The 18,549-nt window shown below is 72.5% G+C and carries 15 protein-coding genes and 1 pseudogene; 14 read left to right on the top strand and 2 right to left on the bottom strand.

What is annotated here, in order from left to right; translation table 11 throughout:
* Positions 1 to 83: 83 nt before the first annotated feature.
* The 9 genes and pseudogenes from LE548_RS18110 to LE548_RS46520 form a co-directional block, all read left to right on the top strand.
* Complete coding sequence (locus LE548_RS18110; RefSeq protein ID WP_225098132.1) at positions 84 to 1,790, top strand: acyclic terpene utilization AtuA family protein; 1,707 nt, start codon at positions 84 to 86, stop codon at positions 1,788 to 1,790.
* A complete protein-coding gene (locus LE548_RS18105; protein WP_225097905.1) occupies positions 1,787 to 3,385 on the top strand; it encodes a carboxyl transferase domain-containing protein in 1,599 nt (532 codons plus the stop codon). Before LE548_RS18110 ends, LE548_RS18105 begins: the two co-directional genes overlap by 4 nt.
* A gap of 8 nt (positions 3,386 to 3,393) precedes the next feature.
* Entirely contained in the window at positions 3,394 to 5,247 is a 1,854-nt protein-coding gene (locus LE548_RS18100) for a biotin carboxylase N-terminal domain-containing protein (protein ID WP_225097904.1), read from the top strand.
* Positions 5,248 to 5,254: 7 nt separating this feature from the next.
* Positions 5,255 to 6,415 carry an acyl-CoA dehydrogenase family protein gene (locus LE548_RS18095; RefSeq protein ID WP_225097903.1) on the top strand — a complete coding sequence of 387 codons (1,161 nt, stop codon included), beginning with the start codon at positions 5,255 to 5,257 and terminating at the stop codon, positions 6,413 to 6,415.
* 74 nt (positions 6,416 to 6,489) lie between these two features.
* Positions 6,490 to 8,070 carry a 4-coumarate--CoA ligase family protein gene (locus LE548_RS18090; RefSeq protein WP_225097902.1) on the top strand — a complete coding sequence of 527 codons (1,581 nt, stop codon included), beginning with the start codon at positions 6,490 to 6,492 and terminating at the stop codon, positions 8,068 to 8,070.
* Entirely contained in the window at positions 8,067 to 8,804 is a 738-nt protein-coding gene (locus LE548_RS18085; RefSeq protein ID WP_225097901.1) for an enoyl-CoA hydratase family protein, read from the top strand. Before LE548_RS18090 ends, LE548_RS18085 begins: the two co-directional genes overlap by 4 nt.
* 10 nt (positions 8,805 to 8,814) lie before the next feature.
* Entirely contained in the window at positions 8,815 to 9,429 is a 615-nt protein-coding gene (locus tag LE548_RS18080; RefSeq protein WP_225098131.1) for a TetR/AcrR family transcriptional regulator, read from the top strand.
* A 34-nt stretch (positions 9,430 to 9,463) separates the two neighbouring features.
* On the top strand, positions 9,464 to 10,036 hold the full coding sequence (locus LE548_RS18075; protein ID WP_225097900.1) for a hypothetical protein: 573 nt from the start codon (positions 9,464 to 9,466) through the stop codon (positions 10,034 to 10,036).
* Positions 10,037 to 10,265: 229 nt separating this feature from the next.
* A pseudogene (locus LE548_RS46520) lies at positions 10,266 to 10,851 on the top strand (2-oxoglutarate and iron-dependent oxygenase domain-containing protein); the annotation flags it as partial.
* Between the two features lie 511 nt (positions 10,852 to 11,362).
* Here LE548_RS46520 and LE548_RS18065 read toward each other — a convergent pair.
* Positions 11,363 to 12,463, bottom strand: a complete 1,101-nt coding sequence (locus LE548_RS18065; protein ID WP_225097899.1) for a citrate synthase 2 — start codon at positions 12,461 to 12,463, stop codon at positions 11,363 to 11,365.
* A gap of 183 nt (positions 12,464 to 12,646) precedes the next feature.
* Here LE548_RS18065 and pdxH point away from each other — a divergent pair, with 183 nt between their 5' ends.
* From pdxH to LE548_RS18050, 3 genes are all read left to right on the top strand, one after another.
* Positions 12,647 to 13,360, top strand: coding sequence for a pyridoxamine 5'-phosphate oxidase (gene pdxH / locus LE548_RS18060; protein ID WP_374116124.1), 714 nt, complete (start codon positions 12,647 to 12,649; stop codon positions 13,358 to 13,360).
* A 287-nt stretch (positions 13,361 to 13,647) separates the two neighbouring features.
* Positions 13,648 to 14,094 (top strand): GNAT family N-acetyltransferase, encoded by a 447-nt coding sequence (locus LE548_RS18055; RefSeq protein ID WP_225097898.1) that lies wholly within the window; start codon positions 13,648 to 13,650, stop codon positions 14,092 to 14,094.
* Positions 14,095 to 14,207: 113 nt separating this feature from the next.
* Positions 14,208 to 15,641, top strand: a complete 1,434-nt coding sequence (locus tag LE548_RS18050; RefSeq protein WP_225097897.1) for a PAS domain-containing protein — start codon at positions 14,208 to 14,210, stop codon at positions 15,639 to 15,641.
* A gap of 21 nt (positions 15,642 to 15,662) precedes the next feature.
* On the opposite strand, the gene LE548_RS18045 is transcribed toward LE548_RS18050, so the two are convergent.
* Positions 15,663 to 16,418, bottom strand: coding sequence for an SIS domain-containing protein (locus LE548_RS18045; RefSeq protein WP_225097896.1), 756 nt, complete (start codon positions 16,416 to 16,418; stop codon positions 15,663 to 15,665).
* Between the two features lie 219 nt (positions 16,419 to 16,637).
* Here LE548_RS18045 and LE548_RS18040 point away from each other — a divergent pair, with 219 nt between their 5' ends.
* Both LE548_RS18040 and LE548_RS18035 read left to right on the top strand, forming a co-directional pair.
* The gene (locus tag LE548_RS18040; protein ID WP_225097895.1) at positions 16,638 to 17,330 is read left to right on the top strand and encodes a metal-dependent transcriptional regulator; all 693 of its coding nucleotides are present in this window, start codon (positions 16,638 to 16,640) and stop codon (positions 17,328 to 17,330) included.
* 346 nt (positions 17,331 to 17,676) lie between these two features.
* Positions 17,677 to 18,549: alpha/beta fold hydrolase (locus LE548_RS18035; RefSeq protein ID WP_225097894.1), on the top strand; the 873-nt coding region annotated here is incomplete at its 3' end.

Genomic DNA, 18,549 nt, shown 5'->3' with positions numbered 1-18,549 from the left:
CCCCGCACACCCCGCACACCCCGCACACCCCGCACACCCCGCACACCCCGCTCACCCCGCACACCCCACACGCCCCGCACCCCCTGCGCATAGGCAACTTCTCCGGCTTCTATGGCGACCGCTTCGACGCCCTGCGCGAGATGCTCACCGGCGGCGAACTCGACGTCCTCACCGGCGACTACCTCGCCGAGCTCACCATGCTGATCCTCGCCCGCGACCGGCTGAAGGACCCCGCCGCCGGTTACGCCCGCACCTTCCTGCGCCAGCTGGAGGACTGCCTCGGGCTCGCCCACGAGCGGCACGTCAAGATCGTCACCAATGCCGGCGGGCTGAATCCGGCCGGACTCGCCACCGCCGTGCGGGAGCTGGCGGAACGGCTCGGCATCCCCGTCCGTGTCGCGCACGTCGAGGGCGACGACCTCACCGCCGCCCGCCCCCAAGCTCTCGACCTCGCTCGACCAGGGGGGACCCCCATCGGCACCCTCGCCGCCCACGCCTACCTCGGCGGCTTCGGCATCGCCGCATGCCTGCGGGCCGGCGCGGACATCGTCGTCACCGGGCGGGTGACGGACGCGGCCCTGGTCACCGGGCCCGCCGCCGCGCACTTCGGCTGGCAGCCGGGGGAGTACGACCGGCTCGCGGGCGCCGTCGTCGCCGGACATGTGCTGGAGTGCGGCACCCAGGCCACCGGCGGCAACTACGCCTTCTTCCAGGAGGGGGACGTACGCCGGCCCGGGTTCCCGCTCGCCGAGATCCACGCCGACGGCAGCAGCGTCGTCACCAAGCACCCCGGCACCGGCGGCCTGGTCGACGTCGGCACGGTCACCGCGCAGCTGCTGTACGAGACGGGCGGCGGCCGGTACGCCGGGCCCGATGTCACCGCCCGGCTGGACACCGTACGGCTGAGCCAGGACGGGCCGGACCGGGTGCGGATCGAGGGGGTGCGCGGCGAGGCGCCGCCGCCGACGCTCAAGGTCGGGCTCAACCGGCTCGGCGGCTTTCGCAACGAGGTCGGCTTCGTCCTCACCGGACTCGACATCGAGGCCAAGGCCGAACTCGTGCGGGCCCAGTTGGCCGACGCCCTGGCCACGTCACCGCCCGCCGAGGCCCGTTGGGAGCTGGTGCGGACCGACCGGGCCGACGCCGGCACCGAGGAGACCGCCAGCGCCCTGCTGCGGCTCGTCGTACGGGACCCGGACGAACGGGTCGTCGGGCGGGCGCTGGGCGCGGCCGCCGTGGAGCTGGCGCTGGCCAGCTACCCGGGCTTCCATGTGCTCTCGCCACCCGGGAAGGGCTCCCCTTATGGCGTCTTCGAGGATGTGTACGTCCCCCATGGCGCCGTAGACCATGTGGCGGTCCTCTACGACGGACGCCGTATCCCTGTGGCGCCGCCCCAGGACACCCAGCCCCTGGCTCCCGTACCGGAACCGGCCCTCCCGGACCCGCTCCCCACCGGACCGACCCGGCGCGCACCCCTCGGGCTGGTCGCCGGGGCCCGCAGCGGGGACAAGGGCGGGAACGCCAACGTCGGCGTCTGGGCCCGTACCGACGACGCCTGGCGGTGGCTCGCGCACGAACTGACCGCCGACAGGTTCCGGCAGCTGATCCCCGAGAGCGCGGAGCTGCCCGTCACCCGGCATGCGCTGCCGAACCTCCGCGCGGTCAACTTCGTCGTCGAGGGCATCCTCGGCGCCGGCGTCGCCGCGCAGGCCCGCTTCGACCCGCAGGCCAAGGCCCTCGGCGAATGGCTGCGCTCCCGCCACCTGGACATCCCGGAGGCCTTGCTGTGACCACCCTGACCTCGGCCCTTGACCCGGGCAGCCCCGACCACCGCGCCCACCGCGAGGCCATGCTCGCCAAGCTCGCCGAACTCGACGCCGAGCACGCCAAGGCGCTCGCCGGCGGAGGCGAGAAGTATGTCCGACGGCACCGCGAGCGCGGCAAGTTGCTCGCCCGGGAGCGGATCGAGCTGCTCCTCGACCCCGACACGCCCTTCCTGGAGCTGTCCCCGCTGGCCGGCTGGGGGAGCGACTATACGGTCGGCGCCTCGCTCGTCACCGGGATCGGGGTGGTCGAGGGCGTGGAGTGCCTGATCACCGCCAACGACCCGACCGTGCGCGGCGGCGCGAGCAACCCATGGAGCCTGAAGAAGGCCCTGCGCGCCAACGACATCGCGCTCGCCAACCGGCTGCCCTGCATCAGCCTGGTCGAGTCGGGCGGGGCCGACCTGCCGTCCCAGAAGGAGATCTTCATCCCCGGCGGCGCCATCTTCCGGGACCTCACGAGGCTGTCCGCCGCCGGCATCCCGACCATCGCGGTCGTCTTCGGCAACTCCACCGCCGGCGGCGCCTATGTCCCCGGCATGTCCGACCACGTGATCATGGTCAAGGAGCGGGCGAAGGTGTTCCTCGGCGGGCCGCCGCTGGTGAAGATGGCCACCGGCGAGGAGAGCGACGACGAGTCCCTGGGCGGCGCCGAGATGCACGCGCGCGTGTCGGGCCTCGCCGACCACTTCGCCGTCGACGAGCCGGACGCGCTGCGCCAGGCCCGCCGCGTGGTCGCCCGCCTCAACCACCGCAAGGCCCATCCCGATCCCCCCTTCGCAGAGCCACCCAAATACGACAACGAGGAGCTGCTCGGGATCGTTCCCGGCGACCTCAAGACCCCCTTCGACCCGCGCGAGGTCATCGCCCGGATCGTGGACGCCTCCGACTTCGACGAGTTCAAGCCGCTGTACGGGACGAGTCTGGTGACCGGCTGGGCGGCCCTGCACGGCTATCCGGTGGGCATCCTCGCGAACGCCCAAGGGGTCCTCTTCAGCGCCGAGTCGCAGAAGGCCGCCCAGTTCATCCAGCTCGCCAACCAGCGTGACATCCCGCTGCTCTTCCTGCACAACACCACCGGCTACATGGTCGGCAGGGAGTACGAGCAGGGCGGGATCATCAAGCACGGCGCGATGATGATCAACGCGGTCAGCAACAGCCGAGTCCCGCACCTGTCCGTGCTGATGGGCGCGTCGTACGGCGCCGGGCACTACGGCATGTGCGGGCGCGCCTACGACCCCCGCTTCCTGTTCGCCTGGCCCAGCGCCAAGTCCGCCGTCATGGGCCCGCAGCAGCTGGCGGGCGTGCTGTCGATCGTCGCCCGGCAGTCGGCGGCGGCGAAGGGGCAGCCGTACGACGAGGACGCGGACGCGGCGCTGCGCGCCATGGTGGAGCAGCAGATCGAGTCCGAGTCGCTGCCGATGTTCCTGTCCGGGCGGCTGTACGACGACGGCGTCATCGACCCGCGCGACACCCGCACCGTCCTCGGCCTGTGCCTGTCCGCGATCCACACCGCGCCCTACGAGGGCGCGCGCGGCGGCTTCGGCGTCTTCCGGATGTGAGGCATCACGTGATTACGACACTGCTCGTCGCCAACCGGGGCGAGATCGCCTGCCGGATCGTCCGCACCTGCCGTGAGACGGGGATCCGGACGGTCGCCGTGCATTCGGACGCCGACGAGAACGCCCTCCACGCGCGCGTGGCCGACATGGCGGTACGGCTGCCGGGCGTGGCGCCCGCCGAGACGTATCTGCGCGGCGACCTGATCGTGAAGGCCGCGCTGGCCGCCGGCGCGGAGGCCGTGCACCCCGGCTACGGCTTCCTCTCCGAGAACGCCGACTTCGCGCGCGCGGTCCTCGACGCCGGCCTGACCTGGATCGGCCCGTCCCCCGAGGCCATCGAGGCGATGGCGTCCAAGACGCGGGCGAAAGAGCTGATGGGGCTCGCGCCCCTGGACGCGGCCGACGTCACGCAGGCCGATCTGCCGGTCCTGGTGAAGGCGGCCGCCGGCGGCGGCGGGCGTGGGATGCGGATCGTGCGCCGCCTGGAGGAGCTGAGCGCCGCACTGGAGGGTGCGCGCGCCGAGGCCACGAGCGCCTTCGGTGACGGCGAGGTCTTCGTGGAGCCGTACCTGGAGCACGGCCGCCATGTCGAGGTGCAGATCCTCGCCGACACCCACGGCACCGTCTGGCCGCTCGGCACGCGCGACTGCTCGCTCCAGCGCCGGCACCAGAAGGTCATCGAGGAGGCCCCGGCGCCCGCCCTCTCCGAGGGGCTCGCGGAGGAGTTGCGCACGCTGGCCGTACGCGCCGCGCGCTCCGTGTCGTACGTGGGCGCGGGCACCGTCGAGTTCCTCGTCGCCGACGGCCGCGCGCACTTCCTGGAGATGAACACCCGCCTCCAGGTCGAACACCCGGTGACGGAAGAGGTGTTCGGCCTCGACCTGGTTGCCGAGCAACTCCGCATCGCCGAGGGCCGGGCACTCCCGAAAGACCCCCCACGCGCGCGTGGGCACGCGATCGAGGCCCGCCTGTACGCCGAGGACCCCGCGCGCGACTGGACCCCGCAGACCGGCACCCTGCACCGGCTCGCCGTACCGGCAGGCGTCCGCCTGGACACCGGCTACAGCGACGGCGACACCATCGGCGTGCACTACGACCCGATGCTCGCCAAGGTCGTCGCCCACGCCCCCACGCGCGCGGAGGCGCTCCGCAAACTCGCGGGCGCCCTCGACAGCGCCGTGATCCACGGCCCCGCCACCAACCGTGACCTGCTGGTCCGCTCCTTGCGCCACGAGGAGTTCACCGGCGCCCGCATGGACACCGGCTTCTACGCCCGCCACCTCGCCGCCCTCACCTCACCCGCCCCCGACCCGTACGCCCCCCTGGCGGCCGCCCTGGCCGACGCCCACGGCCGCTCACGCTTCGGCGGCTGGCGCAACCTGCCCTCGCGGCCGCAGGTCAAGCGGTACGAGATGGCGGGCGAGGAGCACGAGGTCCACTACACGCACACGCGTGACGGCCTCACAGCGGAGGGCGTGCGCGTCGTGCACGCGGGCGCGCGCGTGGTCGTCCTCGAAGTGGACGGCGTACAACGCCGGTTCGAGGTCTCCGCGTACGGCAACCAGGTCCATGTCAACGCCATCCGTCTCACCGCCCTCCCCCGCTTCCCCGACCCCACGGCCCACCTGGCCCCAGGCTCCCTGCTCGCCCCCATGCCGGGCACGGTCGTCCGCATCGCCGAGGGCCTGACGGAAGGGGCGCCCGTCCAGGCCGGACAGCCGCTGATCTGGCTGGAGGCGATGAAGATGCAGCACCAGATCTCGGCACCGGCGGCGGGCACACTCACCGCCCTCCCGGTGACCGCCGGACAGCAAGTGGAGCCAGGAACGCTGCTGGCCGTAGTCGAAGAACCTTCTTCCTAGGAGCCCCATGACGTCCGTCGCCGAAACCGAAGAACACAAGGCCCTACGCGCCGCGGTAGCCGCCCTCGGCACGCGTTACGGCCGCGACTACCTCGTCCGCACGGTCGCCGAAGGCAAACCCCCCGCCGAACTCTGGTCCGACGCGGGCAAACTCGGCTACCTCGGCGTCAACCTCCCGGAGGAGTACGGCGGCGGGGGCGGCGGCATCACCGAACTCTCCATCGTCCTGGAGGAGCTGGGCGCCGCAGGCTCCCCCCTCCTCATGCTCGTCGTCTCCCCGGCCATCTGCGGCACCGTGATCGCCCGCTTCGGCACCGAGGCCCAGAAACAGGCGTGGCTCCCCGGAATCGCCGACGGCACCCGTCTCATGGCCTTCGGCATCACCGAACCCGACGCCGGCTCCAACAGCCACCGCATCACCACCACGGCCCGCCGCGACGGCACCGACTGGCTCCTCACCGGCCGCAAGGTCTTCATCTCCGGTGTCGACATGGCCGACGCCGTCCTGATCGTCGGCCGCACCGAGGACGCCCGTACCGGACGTCTCAAGCCCTGCCTGTTCATCGTCCCGACGGACGCCGAAGGCTTCCACAAGCGCCCGATCGACATGGAACTGAACGCGGCGGAGAAGCAGTTCGAACTGGTCCTGGACGACGTACGACTGCCCGCCGACGCGCTCGTCGGCGACGAGGACGCGGGCCTCCTGCAGCTGTTCGCGGGCCTCAACCCCGAGCGGATCATGACGGCCGCCTTCGCGATCGGCATGGGCCGGTACGCCCTCGCAAAGGCCGTCGAGTACGCCCGCGACCGCACCGTCTGGAAGACCCCCATCGGCGCCCACCAGGCCGTCGCCCACCCCCTGGCACAGGCGCACATCGACCTGGAACTGGCCCGGCTGATGATGCAGAAGGCGGCCCGTCTCTACGACGCCGGCGACGACATGGGCGCGGGCGAGGCCGCCAACATGGCCAAGTACGCGGCCGGTGAGGCCTGTGTGAAGGCCGTCGACCAGGCCGTGCACACCCTCGGCGGCAACGGCCTCACGCGCGAGTTCGGCCTCGCCTCGCTGATAACGGCCGCGCGCGTGGCTCGTATCGCCCCGGTGAGCCGGGAGATGATTCTCAACTACGTCTCCCATCAGACGCTCGGTCTGCCCAAGTCGTACTGAGCCGAGTCGACTGAGCCGAGTCGTACTGAGCCGCGCCCACCCCTGTGGGCCGCCCGCATCCGCCTGGAGGAACCGTGTTCCGCAGCGAGTACGCAGACGTCCCGCCCGTAGAACTCCCCATCCACGAGGCCGTCCTGGGCCACGCGGCCCGCTTCGGCGAGCAGCCGGCCCTGATCGACGGCACGGACGGCACCACGCTCACGTACGCGCAGGTGGACCGGTTCCACCGGCGCATCGCCGCCGGTCTCGCCGACGCGGGCGTCCGCAAGGGCGATGTCCTCGCCCTGCACAGCCCCAACACGATCGCCTTCCCGACCGCCTTCTACGCGGCCACGCGCGCGGGTGCCTCCGTCACCACGGTGCACCCGCTCGCCACGCCCGAGGAGTTCGCCAAACAGCTCCGCGACAGTGGCGCCCGCTGGATCGTCACCATCTCACCGCTGCTGGGCACGGCCCGCCGGGCCGCCGAACTCTCGGGCGGTGTACGGGAGATCTTCGTCTGCGACAGCGCGAGCGGGCACCGGTCCCTGATCGACATGCTCGCGTCCACCGCCCCCGAGCCCCGGCCCGGCATAGACCCGGCCGAGGACATAGCGGCGCTGCCGTACTCCTCAGGTACCACCGGCATCCCCAAGGGCGTGATGCTCACCCACCGGCAGATCGCCACCAACCTCGCCCAGCTGGAGCCCGCCGTCCCGGCCACCCCCGGCGACCGCATCCTCGCCGTCCTGCCGTTCTTCCACATCTACGGCCTCACCGCCCTGATGAACGCGCCGCTGCGCCAGGGCGCCACGGTCGTCGTGCTGCCCCGCTTCGAGCTGGAGACATTCCTCGCGGCCGTCCAGAACCACCGCATCACCGGCCTGTACGTCGCCCCGCCGATCGTCCTCGCCCTCGCCAAGCACCCCGCGGTCGCCGACTACGACCTGTCCTCGCTGAAGTACGTCATCAGCGCCGCCGCCCCGCTGGACGCGCACCTCGCGCGCGCGTGCGCCGAGCGGCTCGGCCTGCCCCCGATCGGCCAGGCCTACGGCATGACGGAACTGTCACCGGGTTCGCACGTCGTCCCGCTCGCCCGGCTGCACGACGCGCCCGCCGGCACGGTCGGCCGCCTCATCGCCGGCACCGAGATGCGGATCGTCTCCCTGGACGACCCCGGCAAGGACCTCGGCACCGGCGAGGCGGGCGAGATCCTGATCCGCGGCCCCCAGGTGATGCGGGGCTACCTCGGCCGCCCCGACGCCACCACCGCCATGATCGACACCGACGGCTGGCTGCACACCGGAGACGTCGGGCACATCGACGCCGACGGCTGGCTGTACGTCGTGGACCGGGTGAAGGAGCTGATCAAGTACAAGGGCTTCCAGGTGGCCCCCGCCGAACTGGAGGCGCTGCTCCTGACCCACCCCGGCATCGCCGACGCCGCCGTCATCGGCACCTACGACGACGACGGCAACGAGATCCCGCACGCCTTCGTCGTCCGCCGGGCCGAGGCCGCCGAGGAGCTGACGGAGAACGAGATCATGCTGTACGTCGCCGAACGGGTCGCGCCCTACAAGCGCGTCCGCCGGATCACCTTCATCGACACCGTCCCGCGCGCGGCCTCCGGCAAGATCCTGCGCCGCGAGCTCAGGGACCTCAGGGAGCACCCGTGAGCTCACCGATCGGCCGCACGCGCGCGCGTGGCGTCGAGACCCTCAGCCTCGACGCCACCGGCACCCGCAACGCGCTCTCCGCCGCCCTCGTCTCCGGCCTCGCGAGCGCGCTGGCCGACTGCGCCGCGGACGAGGACGTACGGGCCGTCGTCCTCACCCACACCGGAAACACCTTCAGCGCGGGCGCCGACCTGCGCGACCCACCGCACCCCGACGCGCTGGTGGGCCTGCTCCGGCAGATCGTCGAGCTGCCCAGACCGGTCGTCGCCCGGGTCACCGGCCACGTCCGCGCGGGCGGCCTCGGCCTGCTCGCCGCCTGCGACATCGCCGCCGCGTCCCGCACGGCCACCTTCGCCTTCACCGAGGTCCGCATCGGGGTCGCCCCCGCGGTGATCTCCCTGCCGGTGATCCCGCGCACCGACCCCCGCGCCCTGGCCCGCTACTACCTCACCGGCGAACGCTTCGACCCGGCCGAGGCCGTACGCCTGGGCCTGCTGACCACGACCGCGGACGACGTGGACGAGGCACTCGCCCCGATCCTCGACGGCCTGCGCCGCTCCTCGCCGCAGGCCCTGGCCGAGACGAAACGGCTGCTCACGGCTAGGGTGCTGGAGACATTCGACCGGGACGCGGCGGAGCTGACCGGGCTCTCGGCCCGGCTGTTCGCCTCCGGCCCGGCCCGGGAGGGGATGACGGCCTTCCTGGAGAAGCGGGACGCGGCGTGGGTGGTGTGACCGGATGAGCATGACGGCGGAGCAGAACCCCGCGCCCAGGGAACGCGACCGCGCGCCCAAACAGGACCGCAGCCGGGCCACCCGGCAGCGGCTCCTGGAGGCCGCCGTGGCCTGCCTGGCCGAGCACGGCTGGGCGGGCTCCACCGTCGCCGTCGTCGCCGAACGCGCCGGCGTCTCCCGGGGCGCCGCCCAGCACCACTTCCCGACCCGCGAGGACCTGTTCACCGCGGCCGTCGAGTACGTCGCCGAGGAGCGCTCCACCGCGCTGCGGGACCTCTTCCCGGACGGCCCCGCCGACCGCCGGGCCGTCGTCGCGGCGCTCGTCGGCCTCTACACCGGCCCGCTCTTCCGCGCCGCCCTGCACCTGTGGGTCGCCGCCTCCAACGAGGACCAGCTCCGCGCGCGCGTGACCGAACTGGAGGCCCGCGTCGGCCGTGAGAGCCACCGCATCGCCGTGGAACTCCTCGGCGCCGACGAGTCCCGCCCCGGCGTCCGCGAGACCGTCCAGGGCCTCCTCGACATGGCCCGCGGCCTCGGCCTCGCCAACCTCCTCACCGACGACACCGCACGCCGCGAACGGGTCGTCGCCCAGTGGGCCGACCTGCTGGAACAGGCGCTCGGCTGAGCCGTTGTCAGTGGCGGCGGCTACGGTTTCCGGCATGGGGGACACGTTTCAGACGATCGTCGATCTCGACGCCACCGCCGCCGAGGCGCCGCGCCTCGCCGAGCGCGTGCTCGACCTGCTCGTGGCGGAGGGCATCGTGCTGGCCGAGCGCGCCGACCGCTCCTTCGGACACCACCTGCCCGGCCCGCGCTGGGACCGCGCGGTCGATCCGGGGGACGCCCGCTGGCAGCCGACCGACGGCCTGACCGTGATCACCGGGCGCACGGTCTTCCACGGCGGCCAGGGCGAGGCCGACTGGGCCCGCTGCCCGCGCTGTACGGCCACGATCCGCCTGTACACCGAGGAGTACGACCGGATCGACGCGGCCTGGGAGCCGTACGGCAGGGCGATACACCGCTGGGGCGAGACCGGCGAGGCCGACGTCGACTGCCCCGCCTGCGCCGCCGCCGTCCCCCTGCCCGAGTGGACCTGGGCCTGGGACTACTTCGCCTTCGGACACCTGGGCTTCGAGTTCTGGAACTGGCCGGAGTTCACCGAGGAGTTCGGCACGCTGATAGCCGACGCGCTGGACGGACACCGTACGGTGCGCGTGTGGGGAAAGTTCTGAGCCAGTGAGGCGGGCCATACCCGTATCCGGCGCGGCGCAGTACCCTTTCCGCATGCTTCCGATGCTCGTCCGCCGCCGCCACGTGGACTACGTGCGCGTCACGAGCATGGGCTGTCGGCGCCACTCCGCCTGACCAGCCCCTTCTCCTCTCTTCTTTCCCTTTGTAGCACCCGGGGCCGCCTCACCCTCGGCGGCTGCCCATGCCCCCGTACACCCTGCGGACGCACCCATGACCTCGCTCACCGCGACGGCGACTCCGTCGTACGACCAGCTCCCGATCATCGACCTGTCGGCCGTCGACCGCGGCCCCCAGGCCCGTGCCCTGCTCCACGCCCAGCTGCACAGCGCCGCCCACGACGTCGGCTTCTTCCAGCTCGTCGGGCACGGCGTGACCCAGGCCGAGACCGACGCGCTGCTCACCGCCATGCGCGCCTTCTTCGCCCTCCCCGAGGCCGACCGGCTCGCCCTCGACAACGTCAACTCCCCGCACTTCCGCGGCTACACCCGCACCGGCGACGAGCGCACCGCCGGCGCCCGCGACTGGCGCGACCAGCTCGACATCGGCGCCGAACGCCCCACCCGCGTCCCCGGCCCCGACGAGCCGCCGTACTGGTGGCTCCAGGGCCCCAACCAGTGGCCGGCCACCCTGCCCGAGCTGCGCACGGCGGCCCTGGCCTGAAATCGACGAGCTCAGCGCAGTTGCGCGCCGCCTGCTGCAAGAGTTGCTCAAGGCGATTGGCGCGCCCGCCGATGTCTACCCGATCTTCAGCGAGCACGCCCCCACCCGGACCTCAAGCTCGTCCGCTACCGTTCCTGGGCAGCGGGCGGAGTCAGTCCGCGCGCTGGCACGCCCCGAACGGTCTTGGGCGCACTGGTCGTCCGCTTTCTCAACCGGGCGGCGACACGGATCCTGTCCGTGGTCCGGCTCCGGTAGGGCGGAGTCCCTCACGATCTGGCCTGTGGATGTGGCCGGTGGCGACGGGGAGGCCCTGACCCATCACTCTGGTGGAGCAGGGGCCCCGCACGCTGACACCGCACCCGGCGTCCCAGATCGCACCGCTGACGCTACTCCAGTCGGGCCAGGGCGCCGCACGTCCGCCAACCGACCATCACACGATCGAGCTAAACGGACCTCATGCACCGACCATCCCCTTGCCGAATACGGCTACAACGAGTTGAAGGGCAAGCTGAGGGCACATCCGCTGGTGGCGGAGCGGCACCACGGCCACCTGTTGACACCGGCGGCGTGAACTCCCCAGGGGCGCGGCGAACTGCGCGACCAGCCACCATGGCGCCGCAGTCGCCCGCGCTCCTCAGACACCCCTCTCAGTGGGCGATATCCGCAAACCCCTCCACGTCCCGCGGACTACGCGGACCGGGCCCCACATACCGTGCAGAAGGCCGCACCAGGCGACCGGTGCGCTTCTGCTCAAGAATGTGCGCCGACCACCCAGCAGTCCGCGCGCACGTGAACATCGACGTGAACATGTGCGCCGGCACCTCGGCGAAGTCCAGCATGATCGCGGCCCAGAACTCGACGTTGGTCGCCAGCACACGATCCGGCCGCCGATTGTGCAGCTCCTCCAGCGCGGCCTTCTCCAGCGCCTCCGCGATCTCGAACCGCGGCGCCCCCAACTCCCGCGCCGTACGCCGCAGTACGCGCGCCCGCGGATCCTCGGCCCGGTACACCCGGTGCCCGAAGCCCATCAACCGCTCACCGCGGTCCAGCGCCTGCTTGACGTACGCCTCCGCGTCCCCGGTCCGCTCGATCTCCTCGATCATCCCGAGCACCCGCGACGGCGCACCCCCGTGCAGCGGCCCGGACATCGCGCCGACGGCGCCGGAGAGCGCGGCGGCGACATCCGCGCCGGTCGAGGCGATCACGCGCGCGGTGAACGTCGACGCGTTCATGCCGTGCTCGGCCGCGGAGGTCCAGTACGCGTCGACGGCCGCGACATGCTTCGGGTCCGGCTCGCCCCGCCAACGGATCATGAACCGCTCGACCACGGACTGCGCCTTGTCGATCTCCCGCTGCGGCACCATCGGAAGCGACTGCCCGCGCGCGGACTGGGCGACGTACGACAGCGCCATCACGGCGGCCCGCGCGAGATCGTCCCGCGCCTGCCGCTCGTCGATGTCGAGCAGCGGCTTCAGGCCCCACACCGGGGCGAGCATGGCGAGCGCCGACTGCACGTCGACCCGGATGTCACCGGAGTGCACCGGGATCGGGAACGGCTCGGCGGGCGGCAGACCGGGATTGAAGGCGCCGTCGACCAGCAGCCCCCACACGTTTCCGAACGAGACGTGGCCGACCAGGTCCTCGATGTCGACGCCCCGGTAGCGCAGGGCGCCGCCCTCCTTGTCCGGTTCGGCGATCTCCGTCTCGAACGCGACGACTCCTTCGAGTCCGGGTACGAAATCGGACATCAGGCGGCTCCTCGTGATGTGTCGGGCGGTGTCACCCCGGTGATGCCCAGATCGGCGGGCGGTCACCCAACCGCGGCGGAAGCAGCACGATATCCCTCAGTGCCAGGTATCGGGAGCCTGAGCGGCACTGAGTGCCATGCCTGTTCGAGGAAGCCTCCACGGCACGTACGGCAAGATGACCGCGTGACCGATCGCGAACCGTTCCTGGACCGCCGGGACCGCCTGGATTCCCTGGACCCCGCCCTCGATCCCGCCGCCATGCGCAAGCAGTACCAGGCCGAGGGCCTCGCCGAGCAGGACCTCGCCACCCACCCCATGGACCAGTTCACCCGCTGGTTCGAGGACGCCGCCCGCGCGGCACTGCACGGCACCGTCTACGAACCCAACGCGATGGTCGTCTCCACGGCGGACGCGGCGGGTCACCCCAGCTCACGCACGGTCCTGATGAAGCAGTACGACACCGACGGCTTCGTCTTCTACACCAACTACGACTCCCGCAAGGCCCACGATCTCGCGGAGAACGCGCACGTCTCCCTGCTCTTCCCCTGGCACCCGCTCGCCCGCCAGGTCATCGTCACCGGCACCGCCCGGCGCACCGGCCGCGACGAGACCGCCGCCTACTTCCGCACCCGCCCGCACGGCTCCCAGCTGGGCGCCTGGGCCAGCGCGCAGTCCTCGGTGATCGCCTCGCGCGCCGAACTGGACACCGCCTACGCCGCGCTGGAGGCCCGCTACCCCGAGGACGAGCAGGTCCCGGTCCCCCCGCACTGGGGCGGCTTCCGCGTCACCCCCGCGACGATCGAGTTCTGGCAGGGCCGCGCGAACCGCCTGCACGACCGCCTGCGGTACGTGGCCCAGCCGGACGGCAGGTGGCGGGTGGAGCGCCTGAGCCCCTGACCCCTGGCGGAAACGCAGACGACCCGCAGGCTGGGTTCCTCAAGGAGGAGCCGGCCGGACGTACCGGCAGCCCGCGGGTCGGGTGACTGCTTGGGATTGGCCGGCTGTGCGCTCGTATCGCGCACTGGTCCGGCACCGCACAGAGCGTGGTGACGGGCCGCTAGCCCGCAGCCACCTCACGCGTCCGGTATTCATACATCTGCCGAACCACCTCCCTTCTCGTGTGCTCCACACCTTAAGAAGTGGCCGGCCGCCGCTCAACCCCTTTTTTCGCTACCGTCCCGCGCATGACAAACCTCCGCATCGTCCCCGTCGACGGCGACGACATGCTCGACCAGTGGCGGCACGTCCACAACGTGATCGTCCCGCCCGCCGCCATGTCCCTGGAGGACGCCCGGGAACGCCAGGAGCGGTACCGGCTGCGGAACGCCTACCTCGGGGACGTGCTCGTCGGCTGCTCCACCGTGCGCCCGCCGGCCGGGGAGGACGGCGCGGCGACCGTCATCGCGCGCGTGCTGCCGGATTTCCGGGGGCGGGGATTCGGGACGGCCCTGTACGAGGACGGGCTCGCCCACGCGCGCGTGCTGGGCGCCGCCGTGATCGAGACGTGCGTGCTGGCGGCGAACGAGGACGGGCTGCGATTCGCCGCGCGGCGGGGATTTGCGGAGATCGATCGGTATGTGCTCGACGGGGAGCACGACGAGTGGGTGGATCTGCGGTGGAGCGGGGATTGATTCCCGGGAACTTGCGGGAACAGGGTGTGGGCTGTGTCACGTTCCAGTTGAATGAAGGCCAGTGAGCGAACCGCGCGCCGTACCGGCGCCGACACAGCCTGCAGGGGGTCCAGGTGAGTGCTTCGCGGCGGAGTGGGACCACCGACGAACTGGGACCGGACGAGCCGGGCGAGCCCGGTGAGTCCGGGGGCTCCGATCTGCTCGCCGCGCTCCTCGACGGCATGGACGCGGCGCTGTGCGCCTTCGACGCCGACGGGGTCGTCACGCACTGGAACCGGGAGGCCGAGCGGATCCTCGGCTGGACGGCCGCCGAGGCCGTCGGGCGGCACGGCTTCGCCGGCTGGGCGGTGCGCAGCGCCGACGCCGAGGAGGTCCAGTCCCGGCTGATGTCGGCCATGCACGCGCCGGGCCGGCAGGTGCACGAGTTCGCGCTGGTCACCAAGGACGGCGGCCGGGTCCTCGTGCGCACCCAGTCCGCGGCCGTACGCGGCCCCGACGGCAAGCCCGCCGGGCTGTACTGCGCGTTCAGCGAGGTGCACGCGCAGATCGATCTGGAGCGGTCGATCGCGCTGAGCGAGGCACTGTTCGAGGACGCGGCCTGGGGCGTCGTCCTCATCGACGCCGACCTGCGGCCCGCCGTCGTCAACGCGCACGCGGCCCGCGCACTCGGTATCGGCCGTACATCGGCGCTCGGCAGACCGCTCGGCGAACTGCTCACGCAGGGCGTGGAGGAGCTGGAGGCCGCGCTCACGCACGTCCTGGCCGAGGGCGCGCCGCCCGCGCCCGCCGAGATGTGGGTGGCCCTGCGCACCCCCGAGGGCGAGAAGCGGCGCTGCTGGCGCAGCGGCTTCGTACGGCTGGCCTCGCCGCTCGCGGAGGAACCGGTGCCGCTCGGCGTGGGCTGGCTGTTCCAGGACGTCACCGAGGCCAAGCAGGGCGAGCAGGAGGCGTCCCTGCTGCGCTTCCGCACGAACCAGCTGCACCGCGCGGCCCGCGCCGCCGCCGAGTGCGAGGACCCGGCCGAGGCGGCCACCGTCCACCTGGACTTCGCGCTCGCCGGCTTCGCCGACCACGCCCTGCTCGACCGCGTGGCAGCGCCCCCGCGCGCGGGGGCGCACGAGAACGGACGCGAGAACGGACGTGAGAACGGGACGGGAAGCACCGTACGGCTGGTGCGGATCGCCGCGACGCCCGCCGGGACGCCGGGGCCGAGCCTGCTCACCGGCGCGGCCGGGCTGCCCGTGTGCTACGCGGCCGGTCACCCGGCGGTGCAGTGCGTGGAGCGTGCCGGCAGTGTCCGCGCGGACGCCGGCTCGGTCCCGGCGGAGCTGGCCCGGCAGTGGGCGCTGGCCCGGCAGTGGCCCGACGACGCGGTCCACGCCCTGTGCGCGGTACTGCGCAGCCGGGGCCGGACGCTCGGCGTGGTGACCTTCCTGCGCGGCCCCGCCCGTACCCGCTTCGAACGCTCGGACACGGCCTACGCCGAGGACGTGGCGGCCCGCATAGCGGCAGCGCTGGACCTGGCGGAGGAGGCTCGCGGCGCATAGCGGGCTGAGCCCCGCGGGGGCTCAGTGCCGGTAGAAGATCCGCTCGCCGTACTCCCGCATCACCCGGCTGTTCCACTCGTGGCCGCCGTCGACGTTGCCGGAGCGCAGGAGCGGGGGCTCGATGCCGCGTTCGGCCAGGGTGGCGGCGGTGGTCGCCATCACGGCCTGCATGAGGGCGGTGGTGACCACGGTGGAGGCGGGGGCGAAGGGCGCCGGGATGGTGTCGAGGGTGAGTTCCGCGTCGCCGACGGCGATCTTCGAGTCGAGGACGATGTCGCAGTGGTCCTTCAGGAAGGTGCCCGAGGAGTGCCGGGACCGGGTCTCCGAGGCGTACGCGACCGACGTCACGCCGATGACCCGCACACCCAGGGCGCGGGCACCCTGGGCCATCTCGACGGGCAGGGCGTTGCGGCCGGACAGGGAGATGATCACCAGGGCGTCGCCGGCGCGGACCGGGGAGGTGCCGAGGACGGCGCTCGCGAGGCCGTCGACGCGTTCGAGGGCGGAGCCGAGCGTCGCCGGGGTGACGTCGACGCCGACGACACCCGGCACGGCGAGCAGGTTCATCAGGGCGAGCCCGCCCGCGCGATAGACGACGTCCTGCGCGGCCAGCGAGGAGTGTCCGGCGCCGAAGGCGAACAGGCGGCCGCCGGCCGCGACGGTGTCGGCAAGCAGGGTGCCGGCCGCCCGGATCGACTCGGCCTCCTCCTCGCGGACCCGCCGCAGCAGGTTGATGGCGGCGTCGAAGAACAGGTCGGCAGGCGTGCCGTCGCTCATGCGGTGCCCCTTCGCAGCGTCTGTGTCGCGGATCACCGTGCGGTCTGGACCAGTGCGGTGTCAATACGGCCGAGGGGGGCCGCCCCGGAGCGGGTTCGGTCCCCGCGTTTTCCCGGCGCCCCCCGCTTGTCAGTGGGATCCGGCAGAATTGGTGGCAGGGCCAGCGCACGCGCCGGACTTACGGCAGAGGTATCCGGCAGAGGTAATCGAGGGGCACGTATGTCCGGACTGATCGACACCACGGAGATGTATCTCCGCACCATCCTCGAACTCGAAGAGGAAGGCGTCGTGCCCATGCGAGCCCGCATCGCGGAGCGGCTCGACCAGAGCGGGCCGACGGTGAGCCAGACGGTGGCGCGCATGGAGCGCGACGGCCTGGTCTCCGTGGCCAGCGACCGCCACCTGGAGCTGACGGACGAGGGCAGAAGGCTCGCCACGCGCGTGATGCGCAAGCACCGCCTGGCCGAGTGCCTCCTCGTCGACGTGATCGGCCTGGAGTGGGAGCAGGTGCACGCGGAGGCCTGCCGCTGGGAGCACGTGATGAGCGAGGCCGTGGAGCGCCGCGTGCTGGAGCTGCTGCGGCACCCCACCGAGTCGCCGTACGGCAATCCGATCCCGGGCCTGGAGGAGCTGGGTGAGAAGGACGGCGCCATCCCGTTCCTGGACGAGGGCATGGTCTCGCTGGCCGATCTCGACCCGGGCGCGGACGGCAAGACGGTCGTCGTCCGCCGGATCGGCGAGCCGATCCAGACCGACGCCCAGCTGATGTACACGCTGCGGCGCGCAGGCGTGCAGCCCGGCTCCGTGGTGAGCGTGACCGAGTCGGCCGGCGGTGTGCTGGTCGGCAGCGGTGGCGAGGCGGCCGAGCTGGAGGCGGACATCGCCTCCCACGTGTTCGTCGCCAAGCGCTGAACGCAGAGGGCCCCGGCGCCTTACGACGCCGGGGCCTGTCCTCCCCTGTGCTGACCCGGAGCCCCGAGCTCCCAGGGTCAGCCCCCTCGGACCGTTTTTCCCCGAGCGGTCCGCCTCCCGCCTGAAAGATCCCCTGGGTGACGGCGATCATTCCTGGACGGGTGTCACTCGAATGAGGGGTGTTGTCCGCAGAGACGGATTTTTCGAATGGATATTCGATAATCTGCGGCGGCAGAGCGAGTACCACCACGAGCGCGACCACAAGCACGACAGCGACAGCAGCGAGTACGAGCGAGTACGGCAGTACACCGGTACGAGGCAGGCGGAGCTGGGGGGTGCCAGGCCCATGGCGCGGCGTATGGACGTGACGGGAGCGGGTGGCGTGCGCCTGGCCGCCTGGGAGTTCGCCGACCCGCCCAAGGCGGACCCGGACCCGGCGGACGGCCGGGCGGAGGCGGAGCCCCGCGCTCCGGGCGTGCTGTTACTTCACGGGCTGATGGGCCGCGCCTCGCACTGGGCGCCGACCGCCCGCTGGCTCGCCGCCCGGTATCGCGCCGTCGCGCTCGACCAGCGCGGGCACGGCCAGAGCGGCAAGTCCGCGCAGGCCGCCTTCACCCGCGAGGCGTACGTCGAGGACGCCGAGGCCGCCCTCGAACAGCTCGGCCTCGCCCCCGCCGTCCTCATCGGCCACGCCATGGGCGCGCTGACCGCCTGGCAGCTCGCCGCCAAGCGCCCCGACCTGGTGCGGGGCCTGATCATCTGCGACATGCGGGCCTCCGCGCTCGGCGCGGCCTCGCAGCGCGAGTGGGCCGACTGGTTCCAGTCCTGGCCCGTCCCCTTCGCGACCCTCGCCGACGTCCGCACGTGGTTCGGCGAGGACGACCCCTGGGCGGAGCGCCCGAACCCCGCCCGCGGCGCCTTCTACGCCGAGGTCATGCACGAGTCCGCCGACGGCTGGCGCCCCGTCTTCGAGCCCGAGCAGATGCTGAGCTCCCGCGAGACCTGGGTGTACGACGCGCACTGGGAGGAACTGGCCCAGGTGCGGTGCCCCACGCTGGTCGTACGGGGCCTGGACGGCGAACTGGGCCGGGCGGAGGCGCAGGAGATGGTGCGGGTGCTGCCGCGGGGGGAGTATGCGGAGGTGGCGGACGCGGGGCACCTCGCCCACTATGACCGGCCGGTGGCTTGGCGGGCGGCTGTCTCACCGTTTCTTGACGGC

Origin of the sequence: Streptomyces sp. CoH27 (genome assembly GCF_020181035.1) — a bacterium.
Taxonomy (GTDB): Bacteria; Actinomycetota; Actinomycetes; order Streptomycetales; family Streptomycetaceae; genus Streptomyces; species Streptomyces camelliae.
Note: the sequence above shows the minus strand (reverse complement) of the source record. Positions and strands in the feature narration are given on the sequence as shown.

What these genes read in the sequence shown, in the direction of transcription:
- LE548_RS18055 (WP_225097898.1), top strand. Translation starts at nt 13,648, where the DNA reads ATGACAAACCTCCGCATCGTCCCCGTCGACGGCGACGACATGCTCGAC.
- LE548_RS18045 (WP_225097896.1), bottom strand. Translation starts at nt 16,418, where the DNA reads ATGAGCGACGGCACGCCTGCCGACCTGTTCTTCGACGCCGCCATCAAC.
- LE548_RS18080 (WP_225098131.1), top strand. Translation starts at nt 8,815, where the DNA reads ATGACGGCGGAGCAGAACCCCGCGCCCAGGGAACGCGACCGCGCGCCC.
- LE548_RS18095 (WP_225097903.1), top strand. Translation starts at nt 5,255, where the DNA reads ATGACGTCCGTCGCCGAAACCGAAGAACACAAGGCCCTACGCGCCGCG.
- LE548_RS18075 (WP_225097900.1), top strand. Translation starts at nt 9,464, where the DNA reads ATGGGGGACACGTTTCAGACGATCGTCGATCTCGACGCCACCGCCGCC.
- LE548_RS18065 (WP_225097899.1), bottom strand. Translation starts at nt 12,463, where the DNA reads ATGTCCGATTTCGTACCCGGACTCGAAGGAGTCGTCGCGTTCGAGACG.
- LE548_RS18040 (WP_225097895.1), top strand. Translation starts at nt 16,638, where the DNA reads ATGTCCGGACTGATCGACACCACGGAGATGTATCTCCGCACCATCCTC.